Origin of the sequence: Micromonospora sp. WMMD882, from assembly GCF_027497255.1 — a bacterium.
Taxonomy (GTDB): Bacteria; Actinomycetota; Actinomycetes; order Mycobacteriales; family Micromonosporaceae; genus Micromonospora.
This window is the reverse complement of the sequence record NZ_CP114903.1, coordinates 3648187-3672701: the sequence shown is the minus strand read 5'-3', so window position 1 is coordinate 3672701 and position 24515 is coordinate 3648187. Positions and strand designations below refer to the sequence as shown.

Genomic DNA, 24515 nt, shown 5'->3' with positions numbered 1-24515 from the left:
TGGCGCCCCGGTGCTCAGTAGGTGCTGTCGGCGCCCTGCGAGATCGCGAAGACGATCACCACGACGTAGAAGACGATGGCCAGCACGAGCAGGCCGGTGAGCACCCAGCCGACGATGATCGCCGCCTTCGCCATGCTCTCGCCGTCCTCCCCGGTCTCCCGGATCTGCTTGCGGGCGACGTGACCGAGGATCGCGCCGACCGGCGCGGTGACGCACGAGGCGATGCCGACCAGCGACAGGATCAGCGCCGCCAGCGCCATGCTGTTGGTCCTGCGCACCGGCGGATACGGGTAGGCGGCGTAACCCGGCGGGGGGTAGCCGGCCGGCGGATGACCCCCCATCGCGTACGGGTCACCGCCCGGCTGCCCCACCGGCGCGGCGTACGCCCCCGGGCCGGGCTGTGCCCCCGGCGCCGCGTACGGATCCCCGGCCGCCGCGTACGGGTTCCCGCCCGGCTGGGCCGGCATGGCGTACGGGTCCCCGCCGGGCCCGGCGTACGGGTCCCCGACCGGCTGGGCCGGCCCGGCGTACGGGTCCCCGGCCTGCGGGTACTGGGGGTAGCCGGCCGGGGCGGCCGGGTCGCTCATCGGCCGGGTCGGGTCGACCGGCGGGGCGGACGCCGGGCCGGACCGGGCCGGATCCTGCCAGGCGTCGTCGGGTGCGGGATGGCTCATGTGGTTTCTCCGTGTCGTCCGGGCTGCGCCGTCAGGGTAGTCGTGGTCGGCCAAGCCGCCGAGGGCCTCACCGGTAGCCCTGGTCGGTCAAGCCGCCGAGTGCCTTACCGGGTGCCGCGTTGCCCCGGGCCGGTCGGAGCGGGCAGGATCGCGGCATGGCGATTGACGCGCGCGCGACGGACCGTTCGGGCCGACCACGGCGGGACGTGAGCCGGCCGGGGGCGGGGCGACGGAACCGCGTCGCCCCTCCGGCGGCGCTGACCGACCAGGACGAGCCGGCCGCCCTGCCCGAGCCGGTGACCATGCGGCTCGACGGGCGGGTGGCCCTGGTGACCGGGGCCGGCAGCCCGGACGGCATCGGGTACGCCACCGCCCGCCGGCTGGCCGATCTGGGCGCCCGGGTCGCCATCGTCTCCACCACCCGGCGCATCCACGAGCGGGCCAGCGAGCTGGGCGTGACCGGGTTCGTCGCCGACCTGACCGACGAGTCCGAGGTGGGCGCGCTGGCCGACGCGGTGGCCGAGCAGTTGGGTGAGGTGGAGGTCCTGGTCAACAACGCCGGCCTGGCGAGCCGGGCCAGCCCGGAGGTGCTCCGTCCGGTGGCCCAGCTCAGCTACGACGAGTGGCGGGCCGAGATCGACCGGAACCTGAACACGGCGTTCCTGTGCAGTCGGGCGTTCATCGGCGGCATGGCCGAACGGGGCTGGGGGCGGATCGTGAACCTCGCGGCGACCGCCGGGGCGGTCAACGCCCTGCCGACGGAGGCGGCGTACTCGGCGGCCAAGGCGGGCGTGGTCGGTCTGACCAGGGCGCTCGCCATGGAGGCCATCGCCGACGGGGTGACCGTCAACGCGGTCGCCCCGGGCACCATCCACACCGCCGCCTCCACCGTGGCCGAGCTCCGCAACGGTCTCGGCACCCCGGTCGGTCGTCCGGGCACGCCCGACGAGGTGGCCGCCGCGATCGTCTTCCTGTGCTCGCCGGCCGCCTCGTACATCACCGGGCAGTTGCTGGTGGTGGACGGCGGCAACAGCGTCCGGGAGGCGGAGTTCCGCTGAGCGTCCGGCTCAGGTGGCGCTGCCGTCGTTCGCGCCGGCCCAGATGACCACACCCAGCCAGCCGCAGCAGAACAGCAGGTAGAGCCCGGTGAACACGTAGCCGAGGAGCAGGCCCCAGAAGGCGAGCTGGTCGCCCTGCTCGTGGGTCTGCCGGATCTGCCGGCGGGCCAGGTGCCCGAGGACGATGGCGGCCGGCGCGAACACGAACGCGAACACGAGCGCGAGGATCGCCAGGATGTTGGTGTTCCCGCCGGACGGGCCCGGGGGGCCGTACCGCCCCTTGCCGTACGGGCTCTCCGAGAACGGCGGGCCGTACTGCCCGTACGGCGGCTGCGGGGCGTAGGACGGCTGCTCGCCCCAGTGCGGCTGGTCGCCGTGGCGCGGCTGGTCTTCCCAGCCCGGCTGGCCGCCGTGGCGCGGCTGGTCTTCCCAGCCCGGCCCGGCCGGACCGGACGGTGGTGGATGGCTCACAACGCTCCCTCCTCGCCGCCGACCGGGCGTTCGTCGGTCACAGCCGGACGCTAACAGCAGCGACGGCGCTTTATCCGCCGGACGACCGGACTGGTGGACCGGCCACCCGGGCCGGCGGCCTGGCCGCGCTGTCGTTCCGGGCCGGCGAGGTGGCCGCCCGGTGGGGGGTGGTCGTGTCGGCGGGTCGCCGGTCGGTCAGCGGCGGGTGAGGCCGGCGGCGGCGCGTTCGATGATCAGGCAGCGGTCCTCGACGTAGTCGATGCCCGCCTCCTCGGCGAGCCGGCGGGCCTCCGGGGAGACGATCCCGAGTTGCAACCAGACCGCCGGGGCGCCGATCGCGATCGCCTCACGGACCACCTGGACGGCGTCCCGGGCCGGCCGGAAGACGTCCACCAGGTCGACCGGGTGCGGGATGTCGGCCAGCGACCGGTAGACCGGCTCACCGAACAACTCGTCGGCGGTCGGGTTGACCGGGATGATCCGCCAGCCGTGCCGCTGCATCTCGACCGGCACGCCGTGCGCGGCCTTGCCGGGGTCGCGGGACGCGCCCACGACGGCGATCACGGCGGCGTCGGCGAGGATCTGCGAAGGGCTGCGCACCCGCCGACTGTAACCCCGCCGACCGCCTGTCGTCCGCCCCGCCGGTCCGGGGGAGGATGGGGTCATGGAGAGGTCGACCTTCGTCTACGACGGGGACTGCGCGTTCTGCACGAGGTGCGCCGAGTTCGTGGAGCGCCGCGTGCCCACCACCGACGTCACGGTGCTGCCCTGGCAGTTCGCCGACCTGGCCGCGCTCGGGCTGACCGCCGCCGAGTGCGAGCAGGCCGTGCAGTGGGTCGGCGCGGACGGCTCACGGGCCGCCGGCCCGGACGCCGTCGCCCGGCTCCTCGGCACGAGCAACCCGCTCTGGCGGGTCGGCGGGGCGCTGCTCCGGGTGCCTCCGGTACGCCTGGCGGCCTGGCCGGCGTACCGCTGGGTGGCCCGCAACCGGCACCGCCTGCCGGGCGGCACGGCGGCGTGTGCGCTGCCGCAGGAGGCCCGGGAGCGGCTCTACGGCCCTGCCGGTCGGCCCCCGACGGCGGCCTGATCGTCCGGCCCGGTCCGGCCCGCGGTCCGGGTCGGCCGGGCCGTCCCTGGCCCGTCGGCTCTGTCGGCTCTGTCGGCTCTGTCGGCCCGGGTCCGGCCGGAGCGGCGGGCGGCCCGGCGCAGCCAGCGCAGCGGGCGGATCCGCTCCAGCGGCAGGAAAGCGGCCATCGCCACCAGGTGCGGCGCGAACGAGATGGTGATGGTCGCCATGGTGACCGCGTGGAACGAGTAGAAGAACCCGACCATCGCCAGCCGCCAGCGTTCGGGCAGCACGAAGACCACCGGACTGAGCAGCTCGAAGGCGATGATGCCGAACTGGGCGGCGATCAGCAGGTAGGGCACCTGCGCGATCAGGTCGGCCAGGTCCGTGCCGCGCCGGATGATCGCCCGGGCCAGCACCGAGCCGGTCGTCCACTCCGGGCCGCCGAAGCGCAGCTTCGCCCAGGCCGCCAGGAAGTACGTGCAGACCACGGCGATCTGGGTGGCCCGCAGCGCCCAGCCGCCCGCCTCGGCGCGGGTCGGGTCGCCGTGCCGGGCCCGCCCGGCGGTGGGCAGCACGGCCAGCGCCACCAGCAGCCCGAACCGGTCGTGGTCGACCTTGCCGTAGCTCATCGCGACGATCATCCAGTGCAGGTACAGCACGAAGACCGACCAACCGAGCAGGCGGGGCGCGCGCCCGGTCGCGGCGAGCAGGGCGAGCAGCAGCAGCGCCCAGAAGACCCCGGTGACCAGCAGGTCGGTCGGGGTGGGCAGGTGCAGCGCCCGGCTGACGAACAGCGGTCGGTACAGCTCGCCGGGCACCGAGGCGTGGGTACGTACCCAGGGGGTGAAGACGAGCAGGTCACCGACGACGAAGAGGTAGACGAGGGTACGGAAGGCGGCGATCCGGCCACGGGGCACGGCCTCGGTCAGCCACCCCGCGACGGCGTTCACCCGGCCGCCCACCGGGCCACCGTCTCGTCCACGTGCCGGCCGGTCGGCCGCCCGTCGGTGATGCCGTGCCAGCGCACCACGATGCGGACCTCGACCAGCTCGGGCGCGTCGGGATGCCGCTGGGCGTACGCGTCGGCGACCTCGCGGAGCAGCGCCGGATCGGCCTGGTACCGCCCCTGCTGCCCCTCGATCTCGGCCCGCCGGATGCCGGTGGCGCGCTGACCCAGGTCGACGAGGGCGCCTGTCGCGTCGACCCCTTCGACCCGGGTGTCCGGGGCGGGCGCGTCCGGCGGGTTGTTCGTCGCGTACATCCGGAACGGGCCGAACGGGAAGTGGTCGTCGGAGCCCACGAGGGTGCCGGCGAGCAGCAGCGCGAGGCCGAGCGCGGTCGCGCCCAGCCGGACCGCGCGGCCTCGGTTGGTCAGGGTCTCCATCGGACCGCGACGATACGGGATTTTCCGGCCCCGGAGGATCCCTCCGTCGGACAGCGGGAAGGGGCCGGCCCGCCGACGACGGGCAGCGTGACGGCTCCGGTGGGCGCCGGTGGGGCGCCCGGCCGGAGCCGTCACGTCTGGGTTGTCGAGCGTCGGGTCGCCCGCCGCGCGGCGCCGCCGCGCGGGTCGGGCGCGGCGCTCAGTGCTGGTGTTCGGCGAGCTTCTTGCGGACGTCGTCCATGTCCAGGCCTTCGACCTGCTCGATCAGGTTCTCCAGGGCCGACTCCGGGAGGGCGCCGGGCTGGGCGAACACGATCACGCCGTCGCGGATCGCCATGATCGTCGGGATCGAGCGGATGTCGAACTTGGCGGCCAGCGCCTGCTGGGCCTCGGTGTCGACCTTGCCGAAGACGATCTCCGGGTGCTTTTCGGACGAACGCTCGTAGACCGGAGCGAACCGCTTGCAGGGGCCGCACCAGTCGGCCCAGAAGTCGACCAGGACGGTGCCGTCCCGGCTGGTCACCTCGTCGAAGTTCGTGGTGGTCAGCTCAACGGTTGCCATTCGAGTCTCCGATCAGCGGGATCACGTACGCCAGGTGGAACCGGGTGGGGTCGCTCCGAATTCCCGAAGGGGTCGGAGCGAAACACCGGACCGGTGCGGTTCACATCGAAACACGTCTGTTAACTATCGCTGTGGGTGCCGAACTTGCATCCTGCACTTGCGTGACCTGCGGTGATGGGAGCGATTCCAAGGAGATCGACGTCAGTGTGGCCCGGCGGCCTGCTGCATCCACCCTGACATGCAGGGACGCTACCTGCGGAGATCGCTCCACAAGTGGATCTCCATCACTTTCTGTTATGTAACGAAAAGATAACTGTGACTTGCGTCTCTGTCCCGTGTTACATCCGATGGGGCAGAATCTCTCCCATCAGAGCGTGGGCGGCGGGTGCCGGGGAGGGCCCCGCCGCTCATTGCGTCCAGACCCTTCTCCACCTGCCTCGACGTTCGACGCCCGGGTGGTGAGCGGAACTCCACCGCCGGGTCGACCAGATTCTCGCGGGTCCGCCCGGCCACGGCACGGCGGACGCTGGACCGTCGTCCGCTGAACGCTGCGCCGTCGTCCGCTGGGCGCCGGGCCGTCGTCCGCGTACCGGGTGGTCCGCGAGCCGGCCGCGCCGGGCCGGGCATATGCTGACGGCGGAGGTTCCGATGAGCCACTCCCTCGCCGGAGAACCACCCGCCGCCGCCGGCCGTCGGGTCGCGCCGCTTACCGCCGCCTACTCCACCACCGAGTGGGACCTGCTCACCCGCCTGCCCGGCCGGATCGTCGTCGCGGCCACCACGCCGGTGCCGGGGCGGCTCCCCCGGGGCGTCGTCGCCGGACTCGCCGGCCTGGAGGCGGTGGCCGCCGGCCGGGCCTTCGACAGCGACCTGGTGCGTGCCGTGGTCGCCGCGATCTACGCCCGGCACGACGAGTCGTCCACCCCGTCCACCGCCGCGCGCCGGATCCGGCGGGTCCGGGTGCGACCGTCCCGGTCCGGCCCGGGCCAGGTCGATCCGGTCGACGTGCTGACCGACTGCCGGACCGCGACCCGGGTGCTCCGTCGCCGGGCCGACCCGGCGGACTCGGCCGCGTACCGGCAGTGGGCGCAGTCGATCGCCGTCCGGACCTGCCGGGCCGAGGCCGGCAGCGCGGCGGCGACCCCGGTGGACCAGCGCTTCCTCGACGGGCTGGTCGGCGCCCTCGGCCTACGCTGATCCGGCCCACGCTGGTCCGGCGGGCGCCACGGACGGTCCGGGGCGCCGGTCGCCAGCAGCCTCGATCCGCCAGGGGCAGGCGTGATCCGGGCGCGGGGGCCGGGACGCGACGGCGGCCGGCGAGGACACCAGCTACAGCGGGCGTGACCCGGGCGCGGGGGCCGGGACGGTCGCCGTAGGCTCGGGCAGCGTGACCGGTGAGCAGCTCGACGTGGGCGTGGGTCCGGACGTGGGCGTGGGGCCGTGGCCCGGAGACCCGCCCGACGACCCGCGGTACGACCCGGAGCTGCTCGCCGCGGGTGACCGGCGCAACGTGGTCGACCGGTACCGCTACTGGCGGCGGGAGGCCGTCGTCGCGGACCTGGACCACCGGCGGCACGACTTCCATGTGGCGATCGAGAACTGGCAGCACGACCTGAACATCGGCACCGTGGTCCGTAACGCCAACGCGTTCCTCGCCGCCGAGGTGCACATCGTCGGGCGGCGTCGGTGGAACCGGCGGGGCGCGATGGTGACCGACCGGTACCAGCACGTCCGGCACCACGAGACGATCGAGGAGTTCGTCGCCTGGGCGGCCGGCCAGCGCCTGCCCCTGGTCGGCATCGACAACCTCCCAGGCTGCCGGCCACTGGAGACCACCACGCTGCCGCGCCGGTGCGTGCTGCTGTTCGGGCAGGAGGGGCCGGGGCTCTCCGGGCCGGCCCGCGCCGCGTGCGGGCAGCTCTTCTCGATCGCCCAGTACGGCTCGACCCGGTCGATCAACGCCGGGGTGGCCAGCGGTATCGCGATGCACGCGTGGATCCGCGCCCACGCCGGGCCACCCCCCGCCTGACCTGCGGTTCGTCCGCTCGTCCGCTGGTCGTACGCCAGAACTGACCGAAAAGGCCGGTCCGCTTGACTGCACCGCCTTCGGGGGTGACGGTGTGGATATGAGTGTTTCGGTGAGCTGTCCGCGGTGTGGCGGGTCGGTACGGGGGCCGGACCTGATGCACAGCGAGTCGCGTTGTCTGGCCTGTGGTCCCGTTCCGCCGTTGCACGTGCCCGAGCACATCGGCCCGGACATCGTGGCGAGCGTGGTGGAGCGGATCGCCACCGGCGGGGGCGACGGCGTCCCGGCGACCCCCATCTGGTGCCCCTGGCCGCTGCCGCCGGGCTGGACGCTGACCGGGGTCGGCTGGGCCGGGGACGACCGGACCGGGGTGCGCGCCACCGTGGTGGCCTGCGCCGGTCCCGCCCCGCTCGGCGGCGGCCCGGCCGACGTGGTCTTCGTGGCGGAGGAGCCCGGGGTGGGGCTCGGCACCCGGCTGGCCGGCCTCACCGGCCCGGATCCGGGCCCGCAGCTCACCGAGGCGCTGACCGACCCGGGGCCGGGGCACCCCGAGCACGTCGCCACCGCCAAGATCCGGGTCGGCGGGCACCCGACTCCACTGTGGCTGGTGAACTCCTCGACGGACCGCAGCGCGTACGCCGGCGAGGCTCGGGGAATGTGGCTTCATGCGATAGCCTGGCCGGCGAGCGCGGGTCACCTCCTCGCGGAACATGTCGTGCTCTACGACCTGACCGAGTGGACGCCCCCCGAGCTCGTGTACGGTGCGCCCTCTCCATATCTGCACGGCAGGGCTTGACAAAGTCGCCGGAATGTCGGAGAACAGACGCAGTATTCACCGTACGACACCCGACTGATACTCTGGGTGCCGCTGCGGCATCGGACCCGGCACCGCGCGAGAGGATGGGCCCGTCATGGTCAAGAAGGTCCTCACCTGGGCCGGAGTCGCATTTTTGATCTTCTTTGTGGCTTTCCGACCCAACTCCGCCGCCGACGTCGTCAAGTCGTTGGGTGGCGGCATCATGGACATCGCGCAGGGCTTCGGCGACTTCTTCACCAACCTCGTCGCCTAGCCGCCGATGGGAAGCCCCTCCGGCCCGCCCCCCGACCCCGACGACCCCGACCGGGAGCGCCGGGAACGCGACACGGAGCCGATCCCTCGCTACCGGGACGACGACCCGACGGGCTACGGCCCGGGGCCTGGCGACCGGTCGTCCTATCCGGACGATCCGGGCTACCCGGACGACGGACGCTCCGGCCGTGGCTGGGCGCGGAATCCGGAGCCCGAGTACCAGGCGCCCGTCTTCAGCGACGACGAGCTGGCCGGTCTCCGGGCGGACGCCGCCGGTAATGTGCCCCGCCGGGTGCTCCCCCTGGAGGACGAGCCCAGCTCGCTGGTGGCCCGTTACCTCTTCCCCACCGAACGCTACCGGGGCGAGTGGAAACGGCACTGGATCCACCTCACCACACCGATCCTGGTCGGGGTGGCCGCCACCTTCGTCCTCGGCTACCTCTCCGGTTTCCTCGCCGGGCAGGACGTCGGCGCGCTGACCACCATCGCCGTGCTGCTCTGGTTCGCGGTGATGGGCTGGGTCGCGTGGAAGGTCGCGGACTGGTGGTTCGACCGCTTCATCCTGACCAACAAACGGGTGATGGTGGTCAACGGCATCATCACCCGCAAGGTCGCGATGATGCCGCTGGCCCGGGTCACCGACATGAAGTACGAGCAGACGCCCACCGGCCGGGCCCTCAACTACGGCACCTTCGTGCTGGAGTCCGCCGGCCAGGACCAGGCCCTCCGCGAGATCAAGAATCTCCCCAACCCGAACGAGCTCTACCTGCGGGTCGTCGAGGAGATGTACGAGCCGCAGGCGGTGGAGGCCCGGCTGGGCAAGGAAGCCGACGAGGCGAAAGCCGACGACGGCGCCTGAAAGTTTTCGTCCGTTCATCGGAGGAACACGCACCTGTTCGCCGTCGACTCGGGTCTGTCGACCGTGGCAACCTGCCACACAGGAGGGCGGGAGGGATGCGGTGGCCGGCAGGGACAGCCTGGAAGACGAGTTCCGCGAGTTCGTCGCGGCCCGGTCCGGCGCCCTGCTGCGTACCGCCTACCTGCTCGCCGGGGACTGGGCCACCGCCGAGGATCTGCTCCAGACCGCGTTGACCAAGACCTACCTGGCCTGGAAACGGCACGGCGGGATCGACGCCGTCGAGCCGTACGCCCGGCGGGTGCTGGTCAACACCTCGACCAGTTGGTGGCGGCGGCGCTGGCACGGTGAACGTCCCACCGAGGTGCTGCCCGAGCGGGCCGCGGACGACGAGATCGAGCAGCAGCTCGACCGGGACGTTCTCTGGCGGCACCTGCGCGCCCTGCCGGCCCGGCAGCGGGCGGTGCTGGTGCTGCGGTACTACGAGGATCTCTCCGAGGCCCAGACGGCGGCGTTGCTCGACATCTCCCCGGGGACGGTGAAGAGCCAGACCTCCCGGGCGTTGAACACGCTGCGCCGCCGCCTCGGGGCCGAGGCCGCCCTGGAGCTGCCCGACGCCGCGCCCACCTCCGCCGCGCCCGCCTCCGCCAGGCCCGCCCCGCTGCCCGCGTCCGGGTCTGCTGCCGCCACCGCGGGCGGCGAGGCGGGGCGACCGGTTCGGCCCAGCGGCGGGCGGACGACCCGACGTACCCCGGCTGCCCCGCCGGCCAACCGCGACCCGTACGCCGGTGGCCCGCTCACCGGTGACCCGGTCGGCGGCCGTCCCGAGCAGGTGGAGTCGCGTCCGGCCCCGACCGCGCTGGCCGGGCCGCGGCCCGCTCCGCTGTCGGCCACCACCGGTTCCGGGGAGTCCCGGTGACCTCCTCCGACAACCTGCGGGGCGGTTCGACGCGTCCACACGCTGTGGCCGAACAGGACTTGGAACAGGCGCTGCGGGAGACCCTGACCCACCAGGTCGCCGCGTCCCGGTCGCCGGCCGCCGACCGGGCCGGGCTGGCGATACGTCGGGCCCAGCGGACGCAACGCCGCCGCACCCTGACCGGGGTGGCGTTGGCGGCGGTCGCGGTGGTGACGGTCAGCGCCGGAATGGCCCAGTTCCAGACAAGCCCGGCCCGCTACGCCAACCCGGTCGTGATGATCGGTGACCCGGTCGGGCCGACCACCACCGCGCCGTCACCGCCGGCCGGGCCGCTGCCCGGGCCGGCGTTCGCCGGGGTGTCGCTGATCGCCGGCGCGCAGCTCGTCGTCGAGGGCCGGCGCACCGACCTGGGCGGGGTCGGCCCCGTCGACCGGGGCGTGCCGCTGGCCGGCGGCGGCTGGCTGCTGGTCGGCACCCCCTCCGCGGCCGGGCGCACCGTCTGGTACGTCGCCGCCGACGGCGCCTTCCGGGTCCTGCTCGCCGGGGCGGACGCCGTGGCGGTGGCCCCGGACGGCGGGCGACTGGCCTGGCGGGAGGGCGGCCGGCTCTTCGTCGCCGCGATCTCCAGCGGCCAACTCCTGCCGCCGTTGCGGACGACGACGCCGGAGTCGGTCACCCCGGTCGGTTTCGTGGACGACGCCGTGCTGATCCGGGTCCGCCCCGACCGGCCCGGTTTCGTCCTCTGGCAGCCGGACGGGGGCCCGTTCCTCGCCGGGACGGACCGGTCGATCCTCGACGTGCCCGGCCGGCTGCCCGACGGGCGGCTGGTCGCCCGGGTCACCACCGGGTCGTCGTCCCGGCCGTGTCTGGCCCTGCTCGACCCGGCCCGGGGCCTCGCGCCCGTCACCACCGGCTGCGGGGTCCCCCTGACCGCCGACGGCCCCGCCTCGGTGTCCCCGGACGGGCGGTGGTTGCTGGTGAACGGCGCACCCGACCCGTCCTCGCCGCCCGAGGGGGTGGCTCTCCTGGTCGACCTGCGGACCGCCTTCGGCGCGAAGCCGTCGGTCCGGGCGCTGGGCCCGGCGGCGACCGGTGAGCCGGCGTGGCTCGACGACGAGGCGGTGTATCCCACCACCGGGTCCCTGGTGCGGCTCCGGCCCGACCGCCCCGCCGAGCAGCCCACCACCACGACGCTGACCGACCTGCCCGCAGGCGTCCGCCCGGTGCTCCTCACCCGACCGAGCCTCTGACCGTCGCGCCTCTCCGACCCCGGCCCGCTGCCGGTCGCGCGGACTGGTCGGTGTCGGCCCGCCCGCCCGCCCGTCCGCCCGTCGCTCGCCCGTCCGGTCCGTCGGCAGCCGGCCCGGCCCGCCTGCTCGCGTGCCACGCGGGGGACGTGGCGTGGCGGCGGCGGGTAACGTCGGGCGATGCACCCGCGTCCCGCGTCCGCGCCCCCGCGGATCGACCTGCACGCCCACTCCACCGCCAGCGACGGCACGCTGACCCCGGCGGAGCTGGTCCGGGCCGCCGCCGACGCGGGGCTCGACGTGGTGGCCATCACCGACCACGACACCACCGCCGGTTGGGAGCCGGCCCGCCGCGCGCTCCCGCCGGGGCTCACCCTGATCCGGGGCGCGGAGCTCTCCTGCCGGTGGCACGGGGAGCAGCCTGCGGTGCCCCTGCACCTGCTGGCGTACCTGTTCGACCCGGCCGAGCCGGAGCTGGCCGCCGAGCTGGCCCGGGTCCGGGCCGCCCGGGAGGTCCGGGGCGAGCGGATCGTCGAGCTGCTGCGGGCCGACGGGGTCGACGTGAGCTGGGCGGAGATCCACGCCGCCGCCGACGGGGGCACGGTCGGTCGGCCGCACATCGCGGCGGCGCTGATCCGGGCCGGGCTGGTGGCGACCACCGCCGAGGCGTTCGGCGCGCGGTGGCTGGGGGAGCGGTACCGGCTGCCCAAGGACGACATCGACGTGTTCCGGGCGGTGGAGCTGGTCCGGGCGGCCGGAGGGGTGCCGGTGTTCGCGCATCCTAGGGCCAGCCGACGCGGCCGGATCGTGCCGGACGGGCTGATCGTGGAGTTGGCCGCGGTCGGGCTGGCCGGGTTGGAGGCCGACCACGAGGACCACTCACCGGCCGAGCGGGCCCACGTCCGGGCTCTGGCCGAGCACCTCGGCCTGCTCGTCACCGGCTCGTCCGACTTCCACGGCAGCCACAAGACCGTCGGGCTGGGGGCTTTCACGACCGATCCCGGGGCGTACGGGCGGATCGTCGCGCAGGCCCGGGGGGTGAGCCCGGTCGCTTCGGGGTGACCCGCGTTCTGCCTGCTGGCGGCGTCGTTACGGTGGGCGGGTGGATGTCAAGCTGTTCGGAGAGGTCTTCGTGACCCTGCTGGTCATCACCGACCCGCCGGGCATGATGCCGATCTTCCTCGCGCTCACCGGCCCGTTGCCGGCCCGGGAACGCAACCGGGCGGCCTGGCAGGCGGTGGCGCTGGCCCTCCTCGTCATCGTGATCTTCGCGGTGGCCGGGCAGACCCTGCTCGACTACCTGCACGTGGACCTGCCCGCGCTCCAGGCCGCCGGTGGGCTGCTGCTGATCCTGGTCGCCCTGGAGCTGCTCACCGGCAAGACGGACGATCCGAGCCAGCAGGCCACCTCGAACATCGCCCTGGTGCCGCTGGGCACGCCGCTGCTGGCCGGCCCCGGCGCGATCGTGGCGACGATGCTCTTCGTGCAGCAGTCCGACGGGATCGCCGACGTGACCGCGATCGCCGCCGCCATCGTCGCGGTGATGGTCACGGTGTGGGTGGTGCTGCGGTTCTCCGGCGGGATCGTCAAGGTCCTGCGCCCCGGCGGGATCGAGGTGCTCACCCGGATCGCCGGCCTGCTGCTGGCCGCGATCGCCGTCCAGCTCATCGCCGACGCGATCGCCGCGTTCGTCACCCATTACGCCGACCTGCTGTAGAAAGCCGCGTTCCCGGATAGTCGTACCGGGATGGCAGGATCGCGGTGTGCGACGACCCTCCCCTGCCGGACGACCCTCCGACCGCTCCGCCGGCTCCGGCCGCCCGCCCCGGCCCCGTGGCGGGCGACAGCCCGGGGCACAGCCCGAGCAGCTCGGCTTCGAGGGCATGCCGGAGCGGCTGTTCGTCTGCACCCCCAGCAAGCTCGGCGCGTACGCCGACTGTCCGCGCCGCTACCGCTACTCCTACGTCGACCGGCCGGCGCCGCCGAAGGGGCCGCCGTGGGCGCACAACTCGCTCGGCGCGAGCGTGCACACCGCCCTCAAGAGCTGGTACGCGCTGCCCGCCGACCGGCGGCGACCGGAGGCCCTGGCCGGGCTGCTCAAGGGCACCTGGGTCCGGGACGGCTACCGGGACGACGCGCAGGAGCGCGCCGCCTACCGCCAGGCGTTGTCCTGGCTGGAGGCGTACGTCGACACCCTCGACCCGGCGGTCGAGCCGGTCGGGGTCGAGCGGGTGGTGGCGGTGAAGACGGCCGTGCTGGCGTTCAACGGCCGCACCGACCGGATCGACTCCCGCCCCGGCCCGCAGGGCCCGGAGCTGGTCATCGTCGACTACAAGACCGGCCGTGCCGGGCAGGACGCCGACGACGCCCGGGGCTCCCAGGCGCTGGCGCTGTACGCGTACGCCGCCGAGCGGGTGTTCCGCCGGCCGTGCCGCCGGGTCGAGCTGCACCACCTGCCGACCGGCACGGTCGCCGCGCACGAGCACACCGTCGAGTCGCTGGCCCGTCAGGTCGGCCGGGCCGAGGACACCGCGCGGGACGTCATGGCCGCCGAGCGGGCGGTCGGCGAGGGGGTCGACCCGGACGACGCCTTCCCGACCACCCCCGGCGTGCGCTGCGGCTGGTGTGACTTCCGGCGGGTCTGCCCGGCCGGGGCCGAGACGCCCGGTCACGAGCCCTGGGCCGCCGTGGAACGCCTCGTCGGCTGACGACCCGGGGCCGGCAGCGTGCCTAGGCGGGCCCGGACCGGGCGGGCGTCTCCTGGCCCTGCCGGGCGGGCGGTGTGGGCTGGGCTGCGGCGTGCCGGGCGGCGCGGGCCTTCGCGGCATGGATGATCGGCCCCTCCAGGTAGCGTCGCGGCACGGTGGCGAGCGCCAGCCGGAGGGCCCGCACGCCCACCTGGGCGGAGAGCGCGGTGGTGGGCAGGCCCAACCCGCCGTAGAGCCGCTGGGCCCAGGGCGGCAGCAGACCCAGCGCGGTGCCGGCGATGCCGAGATACGCCCACCGGGGCGGGCCCAGGGTGACGCCGAGCCGCGCCGGCAGGCTGAGTTTCCACGGCAGCGGCGGGGCGGTGAGGAAGACCGCGGTCTCCGCCGCCTCGCGGGTCATCCGCAGCTCGGGCCGGATCCGCCGGTAGTACGCGTCGATCTCGGCCGCGGTGCCCGGCACGGTGGCCGGGTCCAGCCCCACCAGGGCCGCCGCCCGGCGCTGCTCGGTGTAGTAGCCGTCCACCTCGTCGGCGGTCAATCCGAGTCCGGCCCGCCGGGCGGTGCTGACGAACGACTCGACCTCGGTGACGTGCACCCAGCGCAGCAGGTCCGGCTCGTCGACGCGGAACCGTTCGCCGCTGGCGGGGTCGACCGCCGACAGCCGCGCGTGCAGGGCCCGCAGCCGGCTGCCGGCCTGTTCCGCCTCGGCGCTGGTGCCGTAGACCGTGGTGGCCACGTAGGTGGCCGTCCGGAGCAGGCGACCCCAGGCGTCGTGGCGGTAGTTGCTGTTCTGCGCGACCCCGGCCATGGCCCGGGGGTGCAGGGCCTGGAGGTAGAGCGCCCGCAGGCCGGCGACGAGCAGCACCGGCTCCTCGTGCACCCGCCAGGTGACCGAGCCGGGACCGAACAGGCCGAGGTCGTCGGAGTCCATCGCCCAAGAGTGCCACGCCGGCCGCGGCAGCTCCGCCGGCCGACGGTCCCGGGCGGGAGGGTACGAGCCGGCGGCCCCGGGGCGGGCGGCCTCCGGTCAGGCGTCGCCGGAGCGCCGGGATTGACAGCCGGGGCACAGACCCCAGAAGGTCACCTCCGCCTCGTCCACCTCGAAGCCGTGGGCCACGCCCGGGTCGAGGCAGGGGGCGCGGCCCACCGCGCAGTCGATGTCGGAGATCTCGCCGCAGCCCCGGCACACCACGTGGTGGTGGTTGTCGCCGGCGCGGGCCTCGAACCGGGCGGGGCTGCCGGCCGGCTCGATCCGGCGGGACAGCCCGGCCCGGGAGAGCGCGCCGAGGACGTCGTAGACGGCCTGGACGGAGACGGAGTCGAGCCGTTCACGGACCTGTCGGGTGATCTCCTCGACGTCGAGGTGCCCACCGCCGGCGAGCACCTCCAGCACGGCCAGACGTGGCCGGGTCACCCGTAGGCCTCTCGACCGGAGCAGCTCCTCGGGGCTGGACATGAATCAATCACAGCACGGCGGAGCAGGCCCGACAACCGCCCTTCGGACCCTCGTGGCATCGACCACGGCCGGTGTCCGACGTCGTGGACCGAACCGGTGGGCGTTCGGGCGCGTGTATCCGGACGAGAGGCGGCGGCGTCGTACGCTGACCGCTCGGCCGGAGCCCCAGCGGAGGTGGCGGTGTTCGAAAAGATCGATGGGTTGCCCGGGCACGTCCTGGTCGTGCACGCGGTCGTGGTGTTCGTGCCGCTGCTGGCGTTGCTGGCCGTCGCCTACGGGCTGCTGCCCCGCTGGCGTGGCCGCCTCGGCTGGGCGGTGGGCGTGCTCGCCGTGGTGACGCCGGTGCTGGCCTGGGTGGCGACCGAGTCCGGTGAGGCGTTCGAGGCGGCGCTCCGCGAGCGCGGCTACCCGCCGCAGATCCTTTCCCAGGTCGAGGCCCACGCCGAGTACGGTGAGCTGCTGCAGTGGGTCACCCTGGCGCTCGCCGTGGCGGCGCTCGTGCTGCTCGCGTTGACCAGTGGGCGGCCCGGGGTGTCGGGGCTGCCCGGGTGGGTGGCGACGGTGGCGACCGGGGTGGTGATCGTGCTGGCCGGATTCGCGGTCGTCTACGTCTACCTGACCGGTGAGTCGGGCGCGCGGGCCGTCTGGACCGGCGTGCTCTGAGCGGACCGACCCGTCAGAGCAGGGTGCGGGCGCAGACCGCGCAGATCACCACCAGCAGCACCAGCCCGGCGACCCCCGCGAGACCGTAGGTGACGTGTTGGGCGCGGGTCTCGGCTGCGTCCAGCGCGTCCGCGTCCTGGGCCGGGAGCCGGCGCGGCGGCGGGGGTTGCAGGTGCACGGGGGGCCGCCAGTCGGGTGGTGGCGGCGTGGTCGGCGGGGGACCGGCGTAGCCGCCGCCGCTGGGCTGCGGCGGCATGGCCGGCTGCGGCGGCGGCATGGCCGACGGTGGCTGCGGCTCGGCCGGTGGCGGCGGGGGCCCGCCGGCCGGCGGCCGTCGCCAGTGGTCGTCGTCGGAGCCGTGGGACGTCGTCACGTCGTCCGACGCTACCGGCCCGACCCGTGGACCGTGGCCCGGGCGCGAGGCGCCCGCCGTCCGTGGGCGACGCGCGCCTTCCGGCCGCCGGACGCCGCCCTGGCGGCGACGGCCGTGGCGGCCCGAGGGTGGTGGCGGGGCGCCACCCTGGCGCTGGGCGCACGGACCACGGCTCGGCTAGGCTCTGCGCCGTGAGCACGGAGGACCTGACCGTACGCGCCCCCGGCGACGACGATCGCACCGTCGACCTGAGCGACGACTTCGTGGTGCTGCCCGAGCAGACCGTCGACGACACCGACCGGGGTTGGGGTGAGCGGGTCGGTGACAACGACGACCGTCTGCTGGCCGAGCGCCCCCCGCACTGGGACTGACCGGTCGGTCAGGAGGAGGCGCTGCCGGCCGGAGCCTTGGCCGACGACGAGCCACCAGCCGACGAGGACCCACCGGACGAGGACCCACCGGAGGACGAGGCGCCGGAGCCGGTCGACCCCGCCGACGAGCCCGACCCGGACGAGTCCGACGAGCCCGATCCCGACGACGACGTGGCACCGGAGGACGACTCGGACTTGCCCGACTTGCCGCCGGTCAGCGGCTCGGCCCCGGACGTCCGCGAGTCGGTGCGGTAGAAGCCGGAGCCCTTGAAGACGATGCCGACCGAGTTGAACACCTTGCGCAGCCGCCCCGTACACGCCGGGCACTCGGTCAGCGGCTCGTCGGAGAAGGACTGCACCGCCTCAAGCTGATTGCCGCACGCGGTGCAGGCGTACTGGTACGTAGGCACGTTCTCCTCCGGATCTGGCACGGCCTCTTGGCACTCGACCTGTTCGAGTGCCAATGGTGCGCCATTCGACCCGGGTTCGTCCAGCCGTAGTGGTCAAGCCCCCGTCAATTCCCGCAACCCGCCGGTCGGCGTGATCGCCGCGCGGACCGGACGGTCGTGCGGCTCGGCGGGCAGCAGCCCGTCGACCAGCTCCCCGTCGTGCAGCAGGGCGACCGTCCAGGCGTCGGCGGGCAGCCGGGCCAGCGCCCGGTCGTACGAGCCGCCGCCGCGCCCCAGCCGCAGCCCGCGCCGGTCCACCGCGAGCGCCGGCACCACCACCAGCTCCGCCCCGGCCACCGCCGCCCGGCCGAGCCGGGGCCCGGCCGGCTCCCGCATCCCCCGACCGGCCACGACCAGCGCCTCCGGGCCGGTGTACCCGGCCCAGTCGAGGTCCAGGTCGGCCCGGAGCACCGGCAGCAGCAGCTCCGCGTCCGGCGGCAGCGCCGCCCGGAGCAGCTCCGGCAGGTCGGCCCCGCCCGGCTCGGCGCCCACCGGCACGTACCCGGTCATCCGGCGGGGCCGCAGCCGGCGTACTAGATCGACGAGCGTGCCCGCGACGGCGGTCGCGGCGGCGGTCCGCTCGGCGGCGGTGAGCGCCCGGCGGCGGGCGAGCGACGCGACCCGGCGTCCGCGCTTCGACCCGGCGGAATCCCCGGGCGCGCCGGAGGAATCACGCGGCTCTTCCGCTCCATCAGAAAAATCTGTCACGCAACACTCCTGACGCAACGGCTGTCTACTGGTGTCGCTGTGTAAGCATCGCAGCATCGGGCGTGGAACTTCCGGGGGGAAGCGTGACGCTACGCGGGCGACTGACCGCAGCCTTCCTCGCGGTGGTGCTGGGTCCGGTCCTGCTCGGGGCGTTCTTCGTCGCCACCACCCTGGCCACCGTCGACCACCAGCGGTCCGCCGAACGCCTCGGCCTGGCCGCCGGGGCGGTCCGCACCTCCGTCGACGCCCTCTGCCAGCAGCTCCGGGCCGCCGCCGACGCGGTCGCGCTCAGCGGCGCCGACCCGGCCGCCCGCGCCGAGGCCGCCGCCCAGGTGGTCCGTCGGGGGCTCGCCGCCGCCGTGCTGGTCACCGACGCCACCGGCCGGTCGGTGCAGGCCACCCCGGACGCCCCGCCCCGCCCCTGGGCGGACTGCGTCGGCCCCGGGCCCACCAACGACGGGACGGTCCGGGCGCTCACCGTCGAGGTGGAGCTGCGCGACCCGACCGGCGTCGCCCTGGGCCGGGTCGCCGCGGTCCAGGCCGTCGACCCCGGGTTCGTCGCGCGGCTGGCCGCCGTCACCGGCGTCGAGGTCACCCTGCTGGCCGGTCCCGCCGGCATCGCCCAGACCACCGAGGACCCGGGGGTACGCGACGAGGTGCTGGCCGCCGTCGCCCCCGCCGGAGACGACCGGATCACCAGCGCCGGCGGCGGACGGCAGGTCCGCCGGGTCGGCCCGGCCCCCGGCCAGCCGCTGCCGTTGGTGCTCTCCGCCGGCGACGGCCCACCCCCCGGCCGGTACGCCGGACTGGTCGCCGCGGTGCTCCTCGCCGGGCTGCTCGCCGTGCTCACCGCCTGGCGGCTGGCCCGGGTCACCACCCGGCCGCTGGTGGAGCTGGCCCACGCGGCCGACCGGGTCGCCGGGGGCGACCTGACGACCCGGGTGCCGGTGCGGGCGGCCGACGAGATCGGGCGGCTGGCCGCCGCGTTCAACCGGATGACCCGGGAGACCCGGTCGTACGTGACCGCGCTGACCAGCAGCCGGGACCAGTTGCGCGGTCACCTGTCGGTGCTCGGCGACACCCTGGCCAGCACCCACGACCTGGACCGCATCCTGCGGGTCATCCTGCACAGCGCGCTCGCCGCCACCGGGGCGCAGGCCGGCGCGGTGCTGCTGGTGGAGGAGGGCGGCGCCCTGGTCGGACAATGTGTGGCCGGCTTCGACGGCCGGTGGCCGGCGGAGGCCGTCCGGCCGGAGCCGGCGGCGCTGCGGGTGCCGGTCGGCGTCGGCGTCATCGGCGGGGTGGCCGCCACCGGCGAGCCCCGGCGCGGCCGGATCGAGCCGGGGACGACGCCACCGGGCGAGCCGCACGGCCACACGTACGTCGCGGTGCCGTTCGCCGCGCCCGCCGGGGCGGGCCAGACCGACGGCGGCGGGACCGAGCCGGGCGGGACGCTGGGCGTGCTGGTCCTCTACGACCGGCTGGGCGTCGACGAGTTCGACGACGGCGACCTGGTGACCCTGCGGACGTTCGCCGGCGACGCGGCGGTCGCGGTGGAGAACGTCCGGGTGCACGAGGAGGCGCAACGGCTGTCGCTGACCGACCCGCTCACCGGCCTGTGGAACTACCGCTACCTGCGCGAGTCGATCCGGCGGGAGGTGGAACGGGCCAGCCGGTTCGGCCGGATGCTCAGCGTCCTCGCCCTCGACCTGGACAGGTTCAAGACGGTCAACGACACGTACGGGCACGCGGTCGGCGACGCGGTGCTCGTCGAGTTCGCGCACCGGGTACGCGCCGAGATCCGCGAGGTGGACCTGGCGTTCCGGTCCGGTGGGGAGGAGTTCGTGCTGCTGCTGCCGGAGACCGACGCCCGGGGCGCGACGATCGTGGCCGAACGGCTCGGCGCGGCCGTCCGGGACCATCCGATCCTCGCCGAGTCGCACTCCGGGCCGCCCGGGGGCGGCCCGCTGCGCATCCCGGTGACCGTCTCGGTGGGCATCGCCGTCTATCCCGACCACGCCGGCGCCGGGCAGCAGGTGCTGGACGCGGCCGACGACGCGTTGTACGCGGCCAAGGCGGGCGGGCGGGACACGTACCGGATGGCGGCGGCGCCGGCCCGGCCGGCGACCGAGGAGATCCCCGTGCAGCCGGGGGCGGCCCCACCGGACGACGGGCTGCCCCGGGCGGGCGCCCACACCGGTCCAGTCGAACACACGCCGAACGGGGCCGCAGCCGGGGCCGGTGGAGGCGTTTCTCACGCGGCCGGCGGCGGCGCGTCTTCCGGGCCACACCCGCCGCGACAGGGCTGTGGCCGATAGTCTCGCGACATGTCGGAGCATCGCGCGAACCCTTCAACGGCGCCCACCTCGACCGGCCGGTCCCGGGCGGTCAAGGCTGTCATCCCGGCCGCCGGTCTGGCCACCCGGTTTCTGCCCGCGACCAAGGCGGTGCCCAAGGAGCTGCTGCCGGTGGTCGACCGGCCGGTGTTGCAGTACATCGTCGAGGAGGCCGCCCAGGCCGGCATCGACGACGTCCTGCTGATCACCGGCCGGGGCAAGACCTCGATGGTCGACCACTTCGACCGCCGGCCGGACCTGGAGGCCCGGCTGGAGGCCAAGGGCGACGAGGAACGGCTGGCCGCCGTCAGACGCCCCGGCGAGCTGGCCGACATCTACACCGTACGGCAGCCGGAGCAGCTCGGTCTGGGCCACGCCGTCGGGTACGCCGAGGCGCACGTCGGCGACCAGCCGTTCGCGGTGCTGCTCGGCGACGAGTTCGTCAAGCCGACCGAGCCGCTGCTGCCGGCCATGCTGGAGCTCCAGGCCCGCACCGGCGGCATCGTGCTGGCCTTCTTCGAGGTCGACCCCGCCGAGACCAAGCGGTACGGCATCGCCTCGGTGGAGCCGGCCGAGGCGGAGCTCACCGACATCGGCGAGGTCGTCAAGGTGACCGGCATGGTGGAGAAGCCCAAGCCGGAGGACGCCCCGAGCAACCTCGCCGTCCTCGGCCGGTACGTGCTGCCCGGCACGATCTTCGACGCGATCCGCCGTACCGGGCCGGGCAGCGGCGGCGAGATCCAGTTGACCGACGCGATGGAGCTGCTGCGCGGCGAGGGCACACCGGTGCACGCCATCGTCTACCGGGGCACCCGCTACGACACCGGCATGCCGCTCGGCTACCTCCAGACCGTCGTCCAGCTCGCCTGCGAGCGGGAGGACCTCGGCAAGGAGTTCCGCGCCTGGCTGGGCGAGTTCGTCGCCTCCGACGCGTCGGGCGGTCCTAATACATGACCGCGACGGCCGACGCCGAGGCGGCCGCGAACGAGTTGACGCCGCTCGCCGACTACCTGGGCAGCGTGCTGCGCAGGTTACGCGCGCTGCCTCCGCTCGACCTCGACCTCACCCAGGCGTACGGCAACGTCCTCGCCGAGGACGTCGTCGCGCCGCACGCGTACCCGGCGTTCGACCAGGCGGCCGTGGACGGGTACGCGGCCCGCTGGGACGACATCGCCGCCGCGGCCCGCAACGCCGGGTACGCCTCGGGCCACGGCGGCTCACCGGGCGGTCGCACCGTCCGGCTGAACGTGGTCGGTGACCTCGGCGCGGCCAGTTGGCGGCCGGTCCGGCTCACCCCGAACGCCTGCTTCTCGGTGGCGGCCGGGGCCCCGCTGCCGGTCACCGCCGACGTGGTGGTGCCGGTGGAGTGGACCGACCAGGGCATGGCCGCCGTGGAGATCTACCGCGTCCCCAAACGCGGGTACGGGCTCCGCCGCGCCGGGGACGAGCTGCCCGCCGGCACCCTGCTCGCCCGCGCCGGCACGTACGTCTCACCGGCGCTGGTGGCGGTGTTCGCCGCCACCGGCCTCGGGCACGTGGTGGTCCGGCCCAGCCCCCGGGTGGTCATCGTGGCCACCGGTGACGAGCTGGTCGACGTGGGCCGGGGCAGCCAGCCCGGCCAGGTGGTGGACGCCAACTCGCACGCGTTGACCGCCGCCGCCGCCGAGGTGGGCGCGCTCGCGTACCGGGTGGGGATCTGCGACGACGACCCGGAGGCGCTGCGCGGCCTGCTGGAGGACCAGACCCTCCGGGCCGACCTGATCATCACCACCGGCGGCACCGGCACCGGGCCGGGCGACATGGTCCGCCGGGTCCTCACCCGCCGCGACGGGGGCCGCGCCGGGCCGGTCACCTTCACCGAGGTCGCCCTCTACCCGGGTACGGCGCTCGGCTTCGGCACGGTCGGGGCGGAGGAGGTGCCGGTGGTCTGCCTGCCCGGCGAGCCCGGCGCGGCCATGATCGGCTTCGAGGTGCTGGCCCGTCCGGCGATCAACCTGCTGGCCGGGGCGGAGCCGGTGTTCCGGCCGAGCGTCCGGGCGCACCTGCTGGAGACCGTCACGTCCCCCGGGGGGCTGCGCGAGTTCCGTCCCGCCCACGTGGCCGAACGGCGCGGCGGCGGGTACACCGTGCAACCCCTCGCGGGCGGACCGCGTACCCTCTCGGGGCTGGCCGAGGCGAACGGCCTGCTGGTGCTCGGCGAGCGGGTGACCACCGCGGCGGCCGGCTCCACGGTGGACGTGCTGCTGCTGGACCGGAGGCGGTGACGGTGTTCTTCGGTAGTGTTCCCGGCTGGCCGGTCGTGCTCGCCGACGGGCCGGTGCTGCTGCGGCCGTACCGGCGTTCCGACGCGGCGGCCTGGTCGGAGATCCGCCGCGCCAACCGGGCCTGGCTGGCCCCCTGGGAGTCGGTGCTCCCGGGCCGCTGGGACGAGACGAACTCGCCGATCGCGTTCCGCTACGTCCACCGCGACCAGCGACGCACCGCCCGACGCGGCGAGGGCATGCCGTTCGCGGTGTGCCTGCGCGCCGACGACGGGCCGGAACGCCTGGTCGGGCACCTGAACATCGGCAACATCGTGCGCCGGGCGTTCTGCTCCGGGTACGCCGGCTACTGGGTGGACGGCCGGACGGCCGGTCGCGGGGTCATCCCGACCGCGCTGGCGCTCGCCGTGGACCACGCCTTCGGGCCGGGTGGCCTGCACCGGATCGAGGTCAACATCCGCCCGGAGAACAGGCCGTCCCGCCGGGTGGTCGAGAAGCTCGGCTTCCGTGAGGAGGCCTACCACCCCCGGTACATGCACATCGACGGAGCGTGGCGGGACCACATCGGGTACGCCTTGACCAGCGAGGAGGTGGCCGCCGAGGGCGGTCTGCTGGCCCGCTGGCACCGGCTGCGCGCCACCACCGGATAGCCGTCCCGCCGGTGGTGATCCGGCGCGGCGCGGCGCCATCCTGGCTGGTCACCCGTAACCTCAGGTGACTGCAAGCTGTGGCAAGCGCTGCGGTGGCCGCATGATCGGCGGAACGGGGGGCGCCCGGTCGACAATCCTGCGGCCGGCGCGCGACTGTCCGAACTTCGGCGACGGGAGGGGTGAGGGTGCCGACCTCGGTGCTCCTCGCCGTCCTCGCCGCCGCCGGCCTGCTGGCCCTCGCCCCGGCCCTCGTCCGCCGGTACGACGCCACGGAACGGCTGGTGGCGGAGCGGGCGCAGTCGACGGCGCGGGTGCTCCAGCGCCGTCGGCGCCGGCGTACTGTCCCCGGCCGCCGCCCGGTCCGCCCGCCCCGCACCCTCGTCGTCACCCTCACCGCCGACGCCGCTCCCTCCTCCGCTTCCGCCGCGACCGGCGCCGGGCCCGGGGCTGCCTCTGCCTCGTCGGGCGCCGGGCCGTCCGCTGTCGGGTCCTCTGCTGCCGGGCCTTCCGGGCCCGCCGGGTCCGGGTCCGCCGGGGCGGCCTCCCCGGGTGGTCCCGGTCGCCGCCGGGGCCGGCTGCGGGCCGTCTCGTCCGGCGCCGGCCGGACCGCCCGACGCCGGCCGCCGAAGCGCCGGCAGCACACCCCGGCCGTCTACCGCCGCCGCCGGGTGCTGGCCGCCCTGGTGCTGCTCAACTTCGTCGAGCTGGTCGGCGTGATCGTGGTGGGCCCCGGATTCTGGATCAGCGTCTCGGTCACCGGCGCCCTGCTGGTGGTGTACATGGCGCACCTGCGCTCCCGGGCGGTGGCCGAGCGCCGGCGGCGGCGGGCCCGGGCCCGGGAGGCCGCCTGGCTGGCCGCCCGGCAGGCCGAGGTACGCCGGGAACAGGCCCGTCGGGCGGAGGCCCGTCGGGAACAGCAGCGCCGCCTGGCGGCCCAACGCGAGGCGGTCCGCCGTACCGCCATGGGCCTCGACCGCCCGGACGAGCTGCGCCCGGCCGCCGGCGGCGGCTCGGTCTCCTACCGCCGTACGGGTGGCCTGCGCGGCCGCCCCTACCAGTCCGGCCGCTGACCGTCCCGCCGCTGCTCGGTGAGCCCGTTGATCGTGGTGGCTTTCGGCCCTCCCGGGGGCGTTCGCCACCACGATCAACGGGACGGGCGGGGCGATTCGCGTCGGAGGCGGGGGAGCTGTTAGCCTTGTCGCCGG

General features: G+C 75.1%; 30 protein-coding genes. 19 read left to right on the top strand and 11 right to left on the bottom strand.

Features of this window, described 5'->3' with window-relative positions; genetic code table 11:
• Nucleotides 1-14 precede the first annotated feature (14 nt).
• A complete protein-coding gene (locus O7606_RS15295) occupies nucleotides 15-587 on the bottom strand; it encodes a DUF4190 domain-containing protein (RefSeq protein ID WP_281599692.1) in 573 nt (190 codons plus the stop codon).
• A 242-nt stretch (nucleotides 588-829) separates the two neighbouring features.
• Here O7606_RS15295 and O7606_RS15290 point away from each other — a divergent pair, with 242 nt between their 5' ends.
• A complete protein-coding gene (locus tag O7606_RS15290; RefSeq protein ID WP_281594698.1) occupies nucleotides 830-1732 on the top strand; it encodes an SDR family NAD(P)-dependent oxidoreductase in 903 nt (300 codons plus the stop codon).
• A 9-nt stretch (nucleotides 1733-1741) separates the two neighbouring features.
• On the opposite strand, the gene O7606_RS15285 is transcribed toward O7606_RS15290, so the two are convergent.
• A complete protein-coding gene (locus tag O7606_RS15285) occupies nucleotides 1742-2203 on the bottom strand; it encodes a DUF4190 domain-containing protein (RefSeq protein ID WP_281594697.1) in 462 nt (153 codons plus the stop codon).
• A 195-nt stretch (nucleotides 2204-2398) separates the two neighbouring features.
• A complete protein-coding gene (locus O7606_RS15280; protein ID WP_281594696.1) occupies nucleotides 2399-2803 on the bottom strand; it encodes a CoA-binding protein in 405 nt (134 codons plus the stop codon).
• Between the two features lie 64 nt (nucleotides 2804-2867).
• Between O7606_RS15280 and O7606_RS15275 the strand changes: the two genes are divergently transcribed.
• The gene (locus tag O7606_RS15275; RefSeq protein ID WP_281594695.1) at nucleotides 2868-3290 is read left to right on the top strand and encodes a DUF393 domain-containing protein; all 423 of its coding nucleotides are present in this window, start codon (nucleotides 2868-2870) and stop codon (nucleotides 3288-3290) included.
• Here the strand turns inward: O7606_RS15275 and O7606_RS15270 are convergent.
• The 3 genes from O7606_RS15270 to trxA all read right to left on the bottom strand — a co-directional run bounded on the left by O7606_RS15270 (nucleotide 3254) and on the right by trxA (nucleotide 5218).
• Nucleotides 3254-4234, bottom strand: a complete 981-nt coding sequence (locus O7606_RS15270; RefSeq protein WP_281594694.1) for an MFS transporter permease — start codon at nucleotides 4232-4234, stop codon at nucleotides 3254-3256. The genes O7606_RS15275 and O7606_RS15270 overlap by 37 nt on opposite strands.
• Nucleotides 4219-4656, bottom strand: a complete 438-nt coding sequence (locus O7606_RS15265; RefSeq protein ID WP_281594693.1) for a hypothetical protein — start codon at nucleotides 4654-4656, stop codon at nucleotides 4219-4221. The genes O7606_RS15270 and O7606_RS15265 overlap by 16 nt, the downstream gene beginning before the upstream one ends.
• Nucleotides 4657-4855: 199 nt before the next feature.
• On the bottom strand, nucleotides 4856-5218 hold the full coding sequence (gene trxA / locus O7606_RS15260) for a thioredoxin (RefSeq protein WP_281594692.1): 363 nt from the start codon (nucleotides 5216-5218) through the stop codon (nucleotides 4856-4858).
• Between the two features lie 648 nt (nucleotides 5219-5866).
• Here trxA and O7606_RS15255 point away from each other — a divergent pair.
• From O7606_RS15255 to O7606_RS15210, 10 genes are all read left to right on the top strand, one after another.
• Complete coding sequence (locus tag O7606_RS15255) at nucleotides 5867-6415, top strand: hypothetical protein (RefSeq protein ID WP_281594691.1); 549 nt, start codon at nucleotides 5867-5869, stop codon at nucleotides 6413-6415.
• Nucleotides 6416-6626: 211 nt separating this feature from the next.
• Nucleotides 6627-7247, top strand: a complete 621-nt coding sequence (locus O7606_RS15250; protein WP_281599690.1) for an RNA methyltransferase — start codon at nucleotides 6627-6629, stop codon at nucleotides 7245-7247.
• Nucleotides 7248-7356: 109 nt separating this feature from the next.
• A complete protein-coding gene (locus O7606_RS15245; protein WP_348651107.1) occupies nucleotides 7357-8040 on the top strand; it encodes a DUF6758 family protein in 684 nt (227 codons plus the stop codon).
• 115 nt (nucleotides 8041-8155) lie between these two features.
• Nucleotides 8156-8314, top strand: coding sequence for a hypothetical protein (locus O7606_RS15240; RefSeq protein WP_275033520.1), 159 nt, complete (start codon nucleotides 8156-8158; stop codon nucleotides 8312-8314).
• Between the two features lie 6 nt (nucleotides 8315-8320).
• Nucleotides 8321-9172, top strand: a complete 852-nt coding sequence (locus O7606_RS15235; protein ID WP_281594690.1) for a PH domain-containing protein — start codon at nucleotides 8321-8323, stop codon at nucleotides 9170-9172.
• Nucleotides 9173-9272: 100 nt separating this feature from the next.
• Nucleotides 9273-10088, top strand: a complete 816-nt coding sequence (locus O7606_RS15230) for a SigE family RNA polymerase sigma factor (protein ID WP_281594689.1) — start codon at nucleotides 9273-9275, stop codon at nucleotides 10086-10088.
• Nucleotides 10085-11338 carry a hypothetical protein gene (locus O7606_RS15225; RefSeq protein WP_281594688.1) on the top strand — a complete coding sequence of 418 codons (1254 nt, stop codon included), beginning with the start codon at nucleotides 10085-10087 and terminating at the stop codon, nucleotides 11336-11338. Before O7606_RS15230 ends, O7606_RS15225 begins: the two co-directional genes overlap by 4 nt.
• Nucleotides 11339-11515: 177 nt before the next feature.
• Nucleotides 11516-12397: a PHP domain-containing protein gene (locus tag O7606_RS15220; RefSeq protein ID WP_281594687.1), complete on the top strand. Its 882-nt coding sequence runs from the start codon at nucleotides 11516-11518 to the stop codon at nucleotides 12395-12397.
• Nucleotides 12398-12437: 40 nt separating this feature from the next.
• Nucleotides 12438-13052: a MarC family protein gene (locus O7606_RS15215; RefSeq protein ID WP_281594686.1), complete on the top strand. Its 615-nt coding sequence runs from the start codon at nucleotides 12438-12440 to the stop codon at nucleotides 13050-13052.
• A gap of 166 nt (nucleotides 13053-13218) precedes the next feature.
• Nucleotides 13219-14043, top strand: coding sequence for a PD-(D/E)XK nuclease family protein (locus tag O7606_RS15210; RefSeq protein WP_281599686.1), 825 nt, complete (start codon nucleotides 13219-13221; stop codon nucleotides 14041-14043).
• A gap of 22 nt (nucleotides 14044-14065) precedes the next feature.
• Here O7606_RS15210 and O7606_RS15205 read toward each other — a convergent pair whose 3' ends face one another.
• Nucleotides 14066-14974 carry an oxygenase MpaB family protein gene (locus O7606_RS15205; RefSeq protein WP_281594685.1) on the bottom strand — a complete coding sequence of 303 codons (909 nt, stop codon included), beginning with the start codon at nucleotides 14972-14974 and terminating at the stop codon, nucleotides 14066-14068.
• Nucleotides 14975-15070: 96 nt separating this feature from the next.
• Nucleotides 15071-15499, bottom strand: a complete 429-nt coding sequence (locus tag O7606_RS15200; RefSeq protein WP_281594684.1) for a Fur family transcriptional regulator — start codon at nucleotides 15497-15499, stop codon at nucleotides 15071-15073.
• Between the two features lie 180 nt (nucleotides 15500-15679).
• Between O7606_RS15200 and O7606_RS15195 the strand changes: the two genes are divergently transcribed.
• Nucleotides 15680-16162, top strand: a complete 483-nt coding sequence (locus O7606_RS15195) for a DUF2231 domain-containing protein (RefSeq protein ID WP_281594683.1) — start codon at nucleotides 15680-15682, stop codon at nucleotides 16160-16162.
• A gap of 13 nt (nucleotides 16163-16175) precedes the next feature.
• Here the strand turns inward: O7606_RS15195 and O7606_RS15190 are convergent, their stop codons facing one another.
• Nucleotides 16176-16535 (bottom strand): hypothetical protein, encoded by a 360-nt coding sequence (locus tag O7606_RS15190; RefSeq protein WP_281594682.1) that lies wholly within the window; start codon nucleotides 16533-16535, stop codon nucleotides 16176-16178.
• A gap of 191 nt (nucleotides 16536-16726) precedes the next feature.
• Here O7606_RS15190 and O7606_RS15185 point away from each other — a divergent pair, with 191 nt between their 5' ends.
• Nucleotides 16727-16906 carry a hypothetical protein gene (locus O7606_RS15185; RefSeq protein WP_281594681.1) on the top strand — a complete coding sequence of 60 codons (180 nt, stop codon included), beginning with the start codon at nucleotides 16727-16729 and terminating at the stop codon, nucleotides 16904-16906.
• An 8-nt stretch (nucleotides 16907-16914) separates the two neighbouring features.
• On the opposite strand, the gene O7606_RS15180 is transcribed toward O7606_RS15185, so the two are convergent.
• Nucleotides 16915-17316 carry an FmdB family zinc ribbon protein gene (locus tag O7606_RS15180; RefSeq protein WP_281594680.1) on the bottom strand — a complete coding sequence of 134 codons (402 nt, stop codon included), beginning with the start codon at nucleotides 17314-17316 and terminating at the stop codon, nucleotides 16915-16917.
• Between the two features lie 93 nt (nucleotides 17317-17409).
• The gene (locus O7606_RS15175; protein WP_281594679.1) at nucleotides 17410-18063 is read right to left on the bottom strand and encodes a 5-formyltetrahydrofolate cyclo-ligase; all 654 of its coding nucleotides are present in this window, start codon (nucleotides 18061-18063) and stop codon (nucleotides 17410-17412) included.
• 83 nt (nucleotides 18064-18146) lie between these two features.
• Between O7606_RS15175 and O7606_RS15170 the strand changes: the two genes are divergently transcribed.
• From O7606_RS15170 to O7606_RS15150, 5 genes are all read left to right on the top strand, one after another.
• The gene (locus O7606_RS15170) at nucleotides 18147-20381 is read left to right on the top strand and encodes a diguanylate cyclase (protein ID WP_281594678.1); all 2235 of its coding nucleotides are present in this window, start codon (nucleotides 18147-18149) and stop codon (nucleotides 20379-20381) included.
• Between the two features lie 9 nt (nucleotides 20382-20390).
• The gene (locus O7606_RS15165) at nucleotides 20391-21353 is read left to right on the top strand and encodes a UTP--glucose-1-phosphate uridylyltransferase (RefSeq protein WP_281594677.1); all 963 of its coding nucleotides are present in this window, start codon (nucleotides 20391-20393) and stop codon (nucleotides 21351-21353) included.
• Complete coding sequence (gene glp / locus O7606_RS15160; protein ID WP_281594676.1) at nucleotides 21350-22663, top strand: gephyrin-like molybdotransferase Glp; 1314 nt, start codon at nucleotides 21350-21352, stop codon at nucleotides 22661-22663. Before O7606_RS15165 ends, glp begins: the two co-directional genes overlap by 4 nt.
• 2 nt (nucleotides 22664-22665) lie before the next feature.
• Nucleotides 22666-23310, top strand: coding sequence for a GNAT family protein (locus tag O7606_RS15155; protein WP_281594675.1), 645 nt, complete (start codon nucleotides 22666-22668; stop codon nucleotides 23308-23310).
• Between the two features lie 185 nt (nucleotides 23311-23495).
• Entirely contained in the window at nucleotides 23496-24380 is an 885-nt protein-coding gene (locus O7606_RS15150; protein ID WP_281594674.1) for a hypothetical protein, read from the top strand.
• Nucleotides 24381-24515 lie beyond the last annotated feature (135 nt).

What these genes read in the sequence shown, in the direction of transcription:
- O7606_RS15240 (WP_275033520.1), top strand. Translation starts at nt 8,156, where the DNA reads ATGGTCAAGAAGGTCCTCACCTGGGCCGGAGTCGCATTTTTGATCTTC.
- O7606_RS15295 (WP_281599692.1), bottom strand. Translation starts at nt 587, where the DNA reads ATGAGCGACCCGGCCGCCCCGGCCGGCTACCCCCAGTACCCGCAGGCC.
- O7606_RS15200 (WP_281594684.1), bottom strand. Translation starts at nt 15,499, where the DNA reads ATGTCCAGCCCCGAGGAGCTGCTCCGGTCGAGAGGCCTACGGGTGACC.
- O7606_RS15205 (WP_281594685.1), bottom strand. Translation starts at nt 14,974, where the DNA reads ATGGACTCCGACGACCTCGGCCTGTTCGGTCCCGGCTCGGTCACCTGG.
- O7606_RS15235 (WP_281594690.1), top strand. Translation starts at nt 8,321, where the DNA reads ATGGGAAGCCCCTCCGGCCCGCCCCCCGACCCCGACGACCCCGACCGG.
- O7606_RS15275 (WP_281594695.1), top strand. Translation starts at nt 2,868, where the DNA reads ATGGAGAGGTCGACCTTCGTCTACGACGGGGACTGCGCGTTCTGCACG.
- O7606_RS15210 (WP_281599686.1), top strand. Translation starts at nt 13,219, where the DNA reads ATGCCGGAGCGGCTGTTCGTCTGCACCCCCAGCAAGCTCGGCGCGTAC.
- O7606_RS15265 (WP_281594693.1), bottom strand. Translation starts at nt 4,656, where the DNA reads ATGGAGACCCTGACCAACCGAGGCCGCGCGGTCCGGCTGGGCGCGACC.
- O7606_RS15290 (WP_281594698.1), top strand. Translation starts at nt 830, where the DNA reads ATGGCGATTGACGCGCGCGCGACGGACCGTTCGGGCCGACCACGGCGG.
- O7606_RS15220 (WP_281594687.1), top strand. Translation starts at nt 11,516, where the DNA reads ATGCACCCGCGTCCCGCGTCCGCGCCCCCGCGGATCGACCTGCACGCC.
- glp (WP_281594676.1), top strand. Translation starts at nt 21,350, where the DNA reads ATGACCGCGACGGCCGACGCCGAGGCGGCCGCGAACGAGTTGACGCCG.
- trxA (WP_281594692.1), bottom strand. Translation starts at nt 5,218, where the DNA reads ATGGCAACCGTTGAGCTGACCACCACGAACTTCGACGAGGTGACCAGC.
- O7606_RS15255 (WP_281594691.1), top strand. Translation starts at nt 5,867, where the DNA reads ATGAGCCACTCCCTCGCCGGAGAACCACCCGCCGCCGCCGGCCGTCGG.
- O7606_RS15165 (WP_281594677.1), top strand. Translation starts at nt 20,391, where the DNA reads ATGTCGGAGCATCGCGCGAACCCTTCAACGGCGCCCACCTCGACCGGC.